Source organism: Paracoccus everestensis (genome assembly GCF_021491915.1).
GTDB classification, from domain to species: domain Bacteria; phylum Pseudomonadota; class Alphaproteobacteria; order Rhodobacterales; family Rhodobacteraceae; genus Paracoccus; species Paracoccus everestensis.
Genome location: NZ_CP090836.1, coordinates 1290788 through 1302658, shown reverse-complemented (window position 1 = coordinate 1302658; position 11871 = coordinate 1290788). Strand labels below are relative to the sequence as shown.

Here is an 11871-nt window from a genome sequence, read left to right as displayed (position 1 = left end):
CCTTTATCGATGGCGTTTCGACCGCTTGTTGCCGCCCCGCTGCCCTGCCTTGCCCGCCGTGGACCGGCCGGATGCCTTCATCGCTTCTTCCGCCGCTTCCTCGATCACCGACTGGCGCGCCAGGGGGTCTTCGGCAACTGCCAGTTCCACGGCCTCCAGCCGCTTGACCTCGTCTCGGACGCGGGCGGCTTCCTCGAATTCCAGGTTCTCGGCGGCCTTGCGCATCTGGGCACGCAGGGCGTCCAGATGGGCCTGCAGGTTCGCGCCAACCATTGGTCGGTCGACCCGGGCGGTGATGCGGGACTGATCGGTATCGCCCTGCCACAGGCCAGCCAGCACATCTTCGACGTTCTTGCGCACGGTGGTGGGCGTGATGCCGTGTTCGATGTTATAGGCCATCTGCTTTTGCCGACGGCGCTCGGTTTCCGCCATGGCCCGTTCCATGCTGCCGGTGATGCGGTCGCCATACAGGATCACCCGCCCATCGACGTTCCGCGCCGCGCGCCCGATGGTCTGGATCAGGGAAGTTTCCGACCTCAGGAAGCCTTCCTTGTCGGCGTCCAGGATCGCCACCAGACCGCATTCGGGAATATCCAACCCTTCCCGCAGCAGGTTGATGCCCACCAGCACGTCAAAGGCGCCCAGTCGCAGGTCGCGCAGGATCTCGATCCGCTCAATCGTGTCGATGTCGCTGTGCATATAGCGGATGCGGATGCCCTGTTCGTGAAAATACTCGGTCAGATCCTCGGCCATGCGCTTGGTGAGCGTCGTGACCAGCGTGCGCAGGCCAGCCGCCGAAACCTTGCGGATCTCGTCCAGCAGGTCATCCACCTGCATCTCGACCGGGCGGACCTCGATCTGCGGATCCAGAAGGCCGGTGGGGCGGATGATCTGTTCGGTAAAGACGCCGCCGGTCTGGTCCATCTCCCATTGCGCAGGGGTGGCGCTGACAAAGACCGACTGCGGGCGCATGGCGTCCCATTCCTCGAACTTCAGGGGGCGGTTGTCCATGCAGCTTGGCAGGCGGAAGCCGTGTTCGGCCAGCGTGAACTTGCGCCGGAAGTCGCCCCGGTACATTCCGCCGATCTGCGGCACGCTGACATGGGATTCATCGGCAAAGACGATGGCATTGTCCGGGATGAATTCGAACAGCGTGGGGGGCGGCTCGCCCGGCGCGCGGCCGGTCAGATAGCGGCTATAGTTCTCGATGCCGTTGCAGACGCCGGTGGCTTCCAGCATTTCCAGGTCGAAATTCGTGCGCTGCTCCAGCCGCTGCGCTTCCAGCAGCTTGCCTTCATCGACCAGCTGCTTCAACCGCATCTGCAATTCTGCCTTGATGCCCTTGATCGCCTGCTGCAGCGTCGGGCGCGGCGTCACATAGTGGCTGTTGGCATAGATGCGGATCTGGCGGAAGTTGTCAGTCTTTTGCCCGGTCAGAGGATCAAATTCGGTGATCGCCTCAAGCTCGTTGCCGAAGAAATCGAACCGCCAGGCGCGGTCGTCCAGGTGGGCGGGCCAGACCTCGACCACGTCGCCGCGCACGCGGAAACCACCCCGCTGGAAGGCCGCGTCCAGGCGGCGGTATTGCTGGGCGACAAGCTGGGACAGGAATTCCCGCTGGTCATAACTGTCACCCACGACCATGTCCTGGGTCATCGCCGAATAGGTCTCGACCGAGCCGATGCCATAGATGCACGACACCGAGGCCACGATGATCACGTCGTCGCGTTCCAGCAGCGCCCGCGTGGCCGAATGGCGCATCCGGTCGATGGCCTCGTTGATCTGGGATTCCTTCTCGATATAGGTATCCGACCGGGCGACATAGGCCTCGGGCTGATAGTAATCGTAGTAGCTGACAAAGTACTCGACCGCATTATCGGGGAAGAAGCCCTTGAATTCGCCATAGAGCTGGGCTGCCAGGGTCTTGTTGGGCGCAAGGATGATGGCGGGGCGCTGCGTCGCCTCGATCACCTTGGCCATGGTAAAGGTCTTGCCCGTGCCGGTCGCGCCCAACAGCACCTGGTCGTGTTCGCCCGCCTGAACGCCCTGGGTCAGCTCGACAATCGCCGATGGCTGGTCGCCTGCCGGTTCGAATTCGGTCTTCAGGACAAAACGCCGACCGCCTTCCAGCTTGGGGCGGGTGACTTCGACAGGACGCGCGACTGGTGCGTTCGTGTTGTTATGGCCCATGGGCATCCTTCATCCGGCAGAGCCTGTAAGGTGTGTCCCCGCGCGCGAAAGTCAACAGGGGCAACCCATGGAATGCGCCCGCCGGTCAGCGCTTGAACCGCCCCGGCTGCAGTTCCGCCCAACCCTGCCCGCCGTCCATTTCCTCGGCCAGGATTTCCGCCGTGACCGGGCCCAGCGTAAAGCCCTGGTGGCCGTGGCCGAAATGCGCCCACAGGTTCGGCTGGTCGGGAACGCGGCCAATGACCGGCAGCATATCGGGAATGCAGGGGCGGCGGCCGGTCCAGGGTTCGGCCTCGACCGGCTGGCCGATGTCGAACAGTTCGCGCGCAGCCTTTTCGCCATGCTTCAACTGCGGCGGAGTCAGGCGGGGGTGACTGGTCAGTTCGGCGGCGGTGGCGATCCGCAGACCCCGGCGCATGGGCGACAGCACGACGGAATTGCCGAAGTCGGCGATGGGGTGGTTCGGCGGCGTCTTCATCCGGTAGTGACGGTGATAGCCGCGCTTGAAGACCATCGGCACGGTCAGGCCGAACCGCTGCAACAGCATCGGTGTCCACGGCCCCAGGGCCACGACGGCGTGTTCGCCCTCTGCCTCGGCCACGCGCCAGCCCTTGCCCGCGCGGTGCAGGTCGCCCGCGTCGCCGTTGACGATCCGCCCGCCGTGCTTTTCGAACAGGCTGGCATAGGATGCGACCAACCCGCCCGGATCGGAACAAGTCCAGGCATCGGCCCAGTGGGTCGCGCCCTCCACCTCAATCTTGATCGCGGGCTCCAGCGTGCGCAGCGCCTTGCCGTCCATCAAGCGTGCCTCGACCCCAAACTCGTCCAGGAACCGCTTAGCGGTGATGCGGGCCTTTCCCATGCGGGCGGGGGTGCGATGCACCTCGATATAACCGTCGCGGCGGATGATGTTGTCGGCCCCGGCGGCTTCGATCAGCGGCGCATGGCGGTCAGTCGATTGGCGGATCAGCTTGCCCCAAGTCAGGGTCGCACGGCGGTGGCCTGCGGGCAGCGAATTCACCGCATAGGTCCAGACCGCGTTCAGTTGCGACAATAAGCCCCCGACGTTCCATTTCACGTCATAGCCCCGCCCAAGCGCGATCTGGATCAGCGCGCCGGGGGCCAGCGGCATGGCATAGGGTTCCACCGCCTCGGTCTGGATCAGGCCCGCGTTGCCATAGCTGGTTTCGCGCCCTGGGACGCCGCGTTCGACGATGGTGACCTGATGCCCGCGCGCCTGCAAAGCCAGTCCGGTCGTGACGCCGACCATGCCCGCACCCAGAACCAGAACCTCTGCCATGACCTTCCCCTGACCGTTGTCGGGTCAGGGATGCATAGAGTTTTGAAACCGGGCAAGAATTATCGCACGATCTTCGGTGCCTTTACAAAACTTTGCAAGATTCAGGCGAAAAGTTCGCGGCAGAAGGTCAAACCTTCGACCAGGGCATCCACTTCCTGCGTGGTGTTATACATGGCGAATGACGCCCGGGCGCTTGCGGTGACTCCGAAGAACTCCATCAGCGGCATGGCGCAGTGGCTGCCCGCGCGCACCGCAATGCCGCGCTTGTCCAGGATGGTGGACAGATCGTGGGCATGGGCGCCCTGCATGGTCATGGAAAAGATCGCGCCCTTGTCCGGTGCGTCACCCTGGATCTGCAACCAGTTGAGGCTGCGCAGGCGCTCGCGGGCGTAATCGCGCAAGGACCGTTCATGGGCGGCGATGTTGTCCATCCCCAGGTCCATCATGTATTCCAGCGCGGCGCCCAAGCCGATCTGGTTGACGATGCCGGGGGTGCCCGCCTCGAACCGCAGGGGCGGGTCGGCATAGTCGATCGCATCCCTTGTCACCGTGCGGATCATGTCGCCGCCGCCCAGAAAGGGGCGCATTTCTGCCTGCCGGTCACGGCGGATCCACATCGCGCCCGAGCCTGAGGGGCCGTAAAGCTTGTGGCCGGTGATGCAGTAGAAATCGACGCCAAGCGCGGCCAGATCGACGGGCATATGCACCGCCGCCTGGCTGCCATCGACAAGCACCGGCACGTCCGTGCCGCGCGCGATGGCGCCCACATCCACGATGGTGCCGGTCACGTTTGACATATGCGTGACCGCGATCAGCTTCGTCCTTGGCCCCACGGCAGCCAGCACCTTTTCGGGCGGCAGCGACCCGTCGGGTTCGGGTTCCACCCATTTTAGCACTACGCCCTGCCGTTCGCGCAAGAAATGCCAAGGCACGATATTGGCGTGGTGTTCCAGCACCGACAGCACGATCTCGTCCCCCGCCTGCATCCGGGGCGCGGCCCAGCCGTAGCTGACCAGGTTGATGCCTTCGGTGGACCCGCTGGTGAAGATCACCTCGTCCTCGTGCGGGGCGTTCAGGAAGCGGGCGGTGATCGCACGAACGCGTTCATAGTTGTCGGTGGCCAGGTTAGACAGAAAATGCAGGCCCCGGTGGACATTGGCATATTCGCCCTCATAGGCGCGGGTGATCGCCTCGATCACCTGCCGGGGCTTTTGCGCGCTTGCGCCGCTGTCCAGGTACACCAAGGGGCGGTTGTTCACCTGCCGCGACAGGATCGGAAAATCGGCGCGGACGGCATCGACATCAAAGCTCATTGCGGCATCTCCGGGAGGATCCCAAGGGCGGCGGCGATCAGCGACAGCACGAAGCCCGCCACAAAGGCGGTTCCGAGAAGGCCAAGCGCGACCTTCACGCTATTGCGGAACCCGTGCAGCGCCTTGGTGAACTGCACGGTCAGCCACAGGAACAGGACAACCGCGGCCAGCCCCAGCAGGCCCGCCACGCCGGGCAGGATGAGAGACAGCGCCAACTGGGCCACTTGGACCAGCAGCAGCAGAACCTCGATCCAGACGGTCAGCAGCAGCGCATCCTCGAACCGGCCTCCGCCGCCGAACATACGGCCCACGCCCGACATCAGCCCCGCGGCCAGGACGATGGCGGCCAGTTGCATGGCGGCCAGCATCATTGGCTGGCGGCTGAGCGTCACGATCTGGGTTCCGTCCGGGCCGGGGGTGCTGAACAGCACCGCCGCGAATGACGCCAGCAGCGCCGACACCGAAACCGCCGCGAACAGCGCCATCCACCGGGCCGAAACGGGCCAGTCCTGCGCCATCAGCAGATGCGCCGCCGCCTGCGGATCGCGGAACGACAGGCCGACCAGGGCCTTGAAGTCGTCGAAACTCATACTCGCCTCGCCAGCGCCGAAATCCCGGCACCCCATATCATCACAAAGCCCAGTCCACAGACCGCCCGGGCCACGGTCAGGCCCGGACCCTGCCCCACAAGGCCCGCGACCAGTCCCGCCAGCAGCATGGCCGGCGCCACCGCCAAAAGCGCCCAGAACAGCGCAAGACGCGAATCCTCGGGCGTCAGCCGCCAGGGGGTCAGCCGCGACAGGCCAGCCGCCACAGCCGCCATCGCATAGGCCAGGACCGGCATCATGAACATCACCGCCAGCATCGCCCCGCCCATGCGCGCCTGAAAGGGCACGGCCGGGTCAATCTGGGCCAGCCTGGCATTGGCGGGGGCTTGGGCGATCAGGAAAACCAGCATCGCCGCCATCAGCACGGCCAGCTTGGTGCCTTCGGGCATGGCGGAAAGACCCCGCACCACCCGGCGCGGGGCCACCCAGCTTTGCAGCACGCGGGGGACCATGCCCCCCGGCGCGGCCCTTACTGCACTGCGTTCTGGGTCAGCCACAGGTCTAGCCGTTCATAGATGCAATCGCGGATCGCCTCGTCCTCGACCTCGGCCAGGGCGTCGGCCAGGAAGGACAGGACCAGAAACACGATGGCCCGTTCACGCGGCACGCCGCGCGAGCGCAGATAGAACAGCGCCTCGTCATCAATGGCGCCCGTGGTCGATCCGTGCGAACATTTCACGTCGTCGGCATAGATTTCCAGTTCCGGCTTGGCCAGGAACTGGCTGCGTTCGTCCAGCAACAGCGCCTGGCTGATCTGATAGCCGTCGGTCTTCTGCGCGCCGGGCTTGACCAGGATCTTGCCCTGGAACACGCCCTCGGCCCCGTTCTTCAGCACCTTCTTGAAGACTTGGCGGCTTTCGCCGCGTTCCGCCCCGTGGGTGATGAAAACCGTATCATCCTGGTGGAAGGGCGCCTGCCCGCCATCACCCAGCACGGCCGCGGCGATATGGGCCACGGCATCGTCGCCCGCGATGTCGATCACGGCCTCGTTTCGCATGGTGGTGCCGTTCACCGACAAGGTGAAGGACTTGAAGTGCGCACGGGCGGCCACGCGGGCAAAGATATGGCCAATGCCGACCTTGGCATCGGCTGCGCGTTTCGATGCGACATGATGGAACCGCGCGCCGGGGGCCAGATCGACCTCGATCACGCTGTTCGACCGCGCACCGGACATTCCGGTTTCCAGCAGGGTGAACTCTGCCCCCTCCTCGACCCGGATGACATGGTGCCAGACCGAATCCGCGCTATCCCCGGCGCGGCGGTGGACCACATGGACCGGCTTGGCGGGACTTGCCGTCACGCGGATCAGCAGCCCGTCCTGCGCGGTGGCGGTGTTCAGCACGGCAAAGGGACGGCGCACCGGCACCTGGCCCGCTGCCTCCAGCTTGCCATAGATGTCGCAGGCCCAGGATGCCGCGCCCTTGTCGGCCTGGGCCAGGGTGGCGATCTCTATGCCTTCAAGCGCCAGGTCGTCCGAGGCCGCCTCGTCGAAGATACCATCGACGAAGACCAGGGTCAGCTTGTCCAAGCCATCGAACAAGGGCGTCGCATCCCCTTGGGGAACGGGCAAGGCCTGGGGGCGGGGGGCGTTGAAGGGGCGGGGATCGGTATAGCGCCAATATTCGTCGCGCGGGCCGGGCAGCCCCATCCCGCGCAGACGCGCCAGGGCATCGGCCCGCGCCGCTGCCATAAGCCCCTGCGGCGGGCTGATCGCCGCCAATCGCGTTTCAAGCGCATCCGGCGCCTTGGGGGCGCCCTGGATGGAAGGGGTCTGGTCCTTGGCCTGGACTGCGGTGTCAGCCATCAGCCAGCCTCCGCCAGAAGATCGCCATAACCTTCTTCCTCGACTTGCAGGGCCAGTTCCGGCCCGCCCGATTTCACGATCCGGCCATCCGCCATGATATGCACCACGTCCGGCTGGATATGGTTCAGCAGTCGCTGGTAATGGGTGATGACCAGGAAGCTGCGGTCAGGCGAACGCAGCGCGTTCACGCCATCCGACACCAGCCGCATCGCGTCCACATCCAGACCCGAATCCGTCTCGTCCATGATGCACATGCGCGGTTCCAGCATGGCCATCTGCAGGATCTCGTTGCGCTTCTTCTCGCCGCCCGAAAAGCCCACGTTGACCGGCCGCTTCAGCATATCGGGGCTAATCTGCAATTCGGCGGCCTTGGCGCGCACAATCTTCAGGAAATCGCCCGAGGACAGTTCTTCCTCGCCCCGCGCCTTGCGCTGCGCGTTCACGGCAGTGCGCAGGAAGGTCATGTTTCCCACGCCGGGGATTTCCACCGGATACTGGAACGCCAGGAACAGGCCGGCGCTGGCGCGCTGTTCCGGTTCCATGTCCAGAAGGCTTTGCCCGTCCAGCGTGGCGGATCCTTCGGTCACCTCATATCCGTCGCGGCCCGACAGGACATAGGACAGCGTGGACTTGCCCGACCCGTTCGGGCCCATGATCGCATGGACCTGACCGGCCGGAACCTCCAGCGACAGACCCTTCAGGATCTGCTTGTCTTCTTCCTCAAGCTTGACGTGCAAGTTATCGATTTTCAGCATCTTTTCCTCATCAGATGGTGGTGGCGGTGCCAGCGGTCCGGCACCATCATCAAATCCTGTCCCAGCCTTAGCCGACCGAGCCTTCCAGCGAAATGGCGACCAAGGACTGCGCCTCCATGGCGAATTCCATCGGCAGGGCCTGCAAGACCTCGCGGCAGAAACCGTTCACGACCAGGGCTACGGCCTCTTCCTCGTCCATGCCGCGCGACCGGCAATAGAACAACTGGTCGTCGTCCACCTTGCTGGTCGTCGCCTCGTGTTCCACGCGGCTGCTGGTATTCTTGACCTCGATGTAAGGCACCGTATGCGCCCCGCACTGATCGCCGATCAGCAAACTGTCGCACTGGGTATAGTTGCGGCTGTTGGTGGCGCGCGGATGCATCGTCACCAGACCGCGATAGGTGTTCTGCGCCTTGCCCGCCGAGATCCCCTTGGACACGATGCGCGACCGGGTGTTGCGGCCCAGATGGATCATCTTGGTGCCGGTATCGGCCTGCTGCATGTTGTTGGCGATGGCGATGGAATAGAACTCGCCTTGGGATTCGTCGCCGCGCAGGATGCAGGACGGGTATTTCCAGGTGATCGCCGAACCGGTTTCCACCTGCGTCCACATCACCTTGGCGCGGGCCTCGCGGCAGTCGGCGCGCTTGGTGACGAAGTTGTAGATGCCGCCCTTGCCTTCCTCGTCGCCCGGATACCAGTTCTGGACGGTCGAGTATTTCACCTCGGCATCTTCCAGCACGACGATTTCCACCACCGCCGCGTGAAGCTGGGCAATGTCGCGCTTGGGCGCGGTGCAGCCTTCAAGATAGCTGACGTGGCTGCCCTTGTCGGCAATGATCAGCGTGCGCTCGAACTGGCCGGTATTTTCCGCGTTGATGCGGAAATAGGTGGACAGCTCCATCGGGCAGCGAACGCCCGGCGGAATATAGACGAACGAGCCGTCCGAGAACACGGCGCTGTTCAGCGTCGCGAAATAGTTGTCGGACTGCGGCACCACGGAGCCCAGGTATTTCTTGACCAAGTCGGGATGTTCGCGGATCGCTTCGCTGATGGAACAGAAGATCACGCCGGCCTTGGCCAGCTCGTCCTTGAAGGTCGTGCCCACGGACACGCTGTCGAACACCGCATCGACCGCCACGCGGCGACCATCGGCGGGCGCATTCTCAGCGCCCTCGATCCCCGCCAGGATCATCTGTTCCTTCAGCGGGATGCCCAGCTTTTCATAGGTCGCCAGCAGCTTGGGATCGACCTCGTCCAGCGACTTGGGCTTGACCGCCATGCTTTTTGGGCGCGCATAGTAATACTGGTCCTGATAGTCGATTTCAGGATAGTTCAGCATCGCCCACTTGGGTTCCGTCATGGTGACCCAGCGGCGATACGCCTCCAGCCGCCATTCGGTCATCCATTCGGGTTCTTCGTTCTTTTCCGAGATCAGGCGGACGATATCCTCGTTCACCCCCTTGGGGGCATAGTCCATCTCGATCTCGGTATCCCAGCCGTATTTATAGCTGCCAATGCTTTGCACGGTCTCGACCGTTTCGCGGTCGACGCCCTCGCGCACATCAAGATCGGTGGTTGCAGTCATCCCTTGTCCTTCCTCGGGCCGGGCCGGTCGCCTAGCCGTTCCGTTCGCGCCAACGTCGATACGCGCTTTCCCACGCATCCGCAAATCGGTTCACCTGATCGTCGCCCAAAGCCGGGCTTATCGAGATCCGAATTGCCGATTGCGCGGCCTTGTCGTCGAAACCCATGGCCTGCAAGACCCCGCTGGCGCGGACCTTGCCCGACGAACAGGCCGACCCTGCCGATATCGCAAAGCCCGCCAAATCCATCTGCATCACCTGGGTTTCACCCTTCCAGTCCGATGTAAGAAGACAGGTGGTGTTCGGCAAGCGCTTGGTGGCTTTTCCAGCAATGATTGCGCCGGGCGCGGCTGACAGCAACCGTTCCTCCAAGGCATCCCGGCGCGCGGCGACCTGATCCCACAGCCCCGCGTCCAGTTCCTTTTGCGCGGCAGTGGCCGCAGCGGCGAATCCCAGGATGCCGATTAGGTTCTCGGTCCCGCCGCGACGGCCCCCTTCCTGCCCCCCGCCCCGGATCAGCGCCGGGACATCGGTGCCGCGCTTCACGATCAGCGCGCCGATCCCCTTTGGCCCGCCCAGCTTGTGCGCGCTGACAAAGCCCGCAGTGACGCCCAGCCAGTTGAAGGCAAAGGGCACCTTGCCAAAGGCCTGCGTCAGGTCACTGGACCCCAGCCCCTGGGGCAAGTCCTGGATCACGCCGGTCTCGTTGTTGGCGATCTGCAGGCAGGCCTGCGCGGGGTCGGGAACGGTGACGATGCCGTCCGCGTCCACCGCCAAATCTTGTTCGCACCAGACCTTGATCGCGCTGTGTTCGACCGGGGCGCAATGGACGCCCCGTCCCGCCAGCACCATGGCCGCAGCCTCGGTCGTGCCGGATGTGAAGACCACATCCGCGCCTTCCGCTCCCAAGGCTGCTGCCAGTTCCTCGCGCGCGCGTTCCATGGCCATCTTGGCCGCGCGGCCCTCGGTATGCACGGAGGAAGGGTTGCCCACGATCTCCATCCCCTCGCGCATCGCGGCCTTGGCTTCCTCGCGCAGGGGGGTGGTGGCGTTCCAGTCCAGATAGGTTCTCATCCGATCACCCCCGCGATCTTCTGGGCCAGCCTGCGGGCCACGGCGTCCTTGGCCATGCGGGGCCATTCCTCGGGGCCTTCGGCGGTGATCACGGTCACGGCGTTTTCCGTGCCGCCCATGATGCCGGTGCCTTCGCTGACATCGTTGGCTACGATCCAGTCGCAGCCCTTGCGCAACCGCTTATCGGTGGCATGGGCCACCACGTCATTGGTTTCCGCCGCAAATCCCACCACCAGGCGGGGACGCTGGGCACCGGCCTGACCCAGCCAGGCCAGGATATCGGGGTTCTCGGTCATCTCCAGCAACGGGGCCTTGCCCGATCCATCCTTCTTCATCTTCCTGGCGGACGAATTCCTGATCCGCCAGTCCGCCACCGCCGCAGCCATCACGGCGGCATCCGCAGGCAGGGCGGCCTCGACCGCGTCGCGCATCTGCTGGGCGGTCTGGACCCGGATCACCTCGACGCCATCTGGCGGGGCAATCTCGGCGGGGCCAGTGACAAAGCTGACCCTTGCGCCCATGTCGCGCAGCGCAGCGGCAATTGCCGTTCCTTGCGCGCCGGACGACCGGTTGGCGATATATCGCACCGGGTCGATGGGTTCATGCGTCGGGCCAGAGGTGACGATCACGTGCCGCCCTGCCAGCAGGCCGGACCGGACTTGCGTTTCGGGCAGCAGCTTCAGGGGCGCCGGGGCCATTTCCGCGCGGATGGCGGCCAGGATCGCTTCGGGTTCGGACATCCGGCCCGTGCCGTATTCGCCGCAGGCCATGTCGCCGTCCGCCGGGCCGACGAACAGGATGCCGTCCTCGCGCAGGGTCCGCAGGTTCCGTTGCGTGGCCGGGTGGTGCCACATCCGCACATTCATTGCCGGCGCGACCAGAACGCGCTTGTCGGTCGCCAGCAGCAAGGTGGACGCAAGGTCGTCCGCCAGCCCATGCGCCATCTTGGCCAGCAGATCCGCCGTGGCAGGCGCGACGACGACCAGATCGGCGTTGCGCGACAACTGGATATGGCCGATCTCGGCCTCGGACGCGATGTCCCACAGGCTGTCATGCGCGGCCTCGCCTGCCAGCACGGAGACTGTCATCGCGGTTGTGAACTGCTCCCCCGCGCGGGTCAGCACGGGCGTGACGGCGGCGCCTTCCGCCCGGATCAGGCGGATCAGCTGCGGCACCTTCATGGCCGCTATGCCCCCGCCCACGATCAGCAGGATACGCTTGCCCTTCATCTTGTCCCCTTG

The 11871-nt window shown here is 64.8% G+C and carries 10 protein-coding genes; all 10 read right to left on the bottom strand.

The genetic code is table 11. The features are described 5' to 3' along the window. Positions 1–3: 3 nt before the first annotated feature. The 10 genes from uvrB to coaBC all read right to left on the bottom strand — a co-directional run bounded on the left by uvrB (position 4) and on the right by coaBC (position 11859). Positions 4–2190 carry an excinuclease ABC subunit UvrB gene (gene uvrB, locus LZ585_RS06415; RefSeq protein ID WP_234855570.1) on the bottom strand — a complete coding sequence of 729 codons (2187 nt, stop codon included), beginning with the start codon at positions 2188–2190 and terminating at the stop codon, positions 4–6. 85 nt (positions 2191–2275) lie between these two features. Further along, positions 2276–3490 carry an NAD(P)/FAD-dependent oxidoreductase gene (locus tag LZ585_RS06410; RefSeq protein ID WP_234855569.1) on the bottom strand — a complete coding sequence of 405 codons (1215 nt, stop codon included), beginning with the start codon at positions 3488–3490 and terminating at the stop codon, positions 2276–2278. A gap of 101 nt (positions 3491–3591) precedes the next feature. Beyond that, positions 3592–4803 (bottom strand): cysteine desulfurase, encoded by a 1212-nt coding sequence (locus LZ585_RS06405; RefSeq protein WP_234855568.1) that lies wholly within the window; start codon positions 4801–4803, stop codon positions 3592–3594. Beyond that, positions 4800–5393, bottom strand: coding sequence for a YIP1 family protein (locus LZ585_RS06400; RefSeq protein ID WP_234855567.1), 594 nt, complete (start codon positions 5391–5393; stop codon positions 4800–4802). The genes LZ585_RS06405 and LZ585_RS06400 overlap by 4 nt, the downstream gene beginning before the upstream one ends. Beyond that, the gene (locus LZ585_RS06395; protein WP_234855566.1) at positions 5390–5863 is read right to left on the bottom strand and encodes a hypothetical protein; all 474 of its coding nucleotides are present in this window, start codon (positions 5861–5863) and stop codon (positions 5390–5392) included. The genes LZ585_RS06400 and LZ585_RS06395 overlap by 4 nt, the downstream gene beginning before the upstream one ends. Positions 5864–5880: 17 nt before the next feature. Then, the gene (locus tag LZ585_RS06390; protein WP_234855565.1) at positions 5881–7215 is read right to left on the bottom strand and encodes a SufB/SufD family protein; all 1335 of its coding nucleotides are present in this window, start codon (positions 7213–7215) and stop codon (positions 5881–5883) included. Then, positions 7215–7970, bottom strand: a complete 756-nt coding sequence (gene sufC / locus LZ585_RS06385; protein ID WP_234855564.1) for a Fe-S cluster assembly ATPase SufC — start codon at positions 7968–7970, stop codon at positions 7215–7217. The genes LZ585_RS06390 and sufC overlap by 1 nt, the downstream gene beginning before the upstream one ends. Before the next feature lie 67 nt (positions 7971–8037). Then, positions 8038–9558, bottom strand: a complete 1521-nt coding sequence (gene sufB, locus LZ585_RS06380; RefSeq protein ID WP_234855563.1) for a Fe-S cluster assembly protein SufB — start codon at positions 9556–9558, stop codon at positions 8038–8040. A gap of 31 nt (positions 9559–9589) precedes the next feature. Next, positions 9590–10630: a cysteine desulfurase family protein gene (locus tag LZ585_RS06375; RefSeq protein ID WP_234855562.1), complete on the bottom strand. Its 1041-nt coding sequence runs from the start codon at positions 10628–10630 to the stop codon at positions 9590–9592. Further along, entirely contained in the window at positions 10627–11859 is a 1233-nt protein-coding gene (coaBC, locus tag LZ585_RS06370) for a bifunctional phosphopantothenoylcysteine decarboxylase/phosphopantothenate--cysteine ligase CoaBC (RefSeq protein ID WP_234855773.1), read from the bottom strand. Before coaBC ends, LZ585_RS06375 begins: the two co-directional genes overlap by 4 nt. Positions 11860–11871 lie beyond the last annotated feature (12 nt).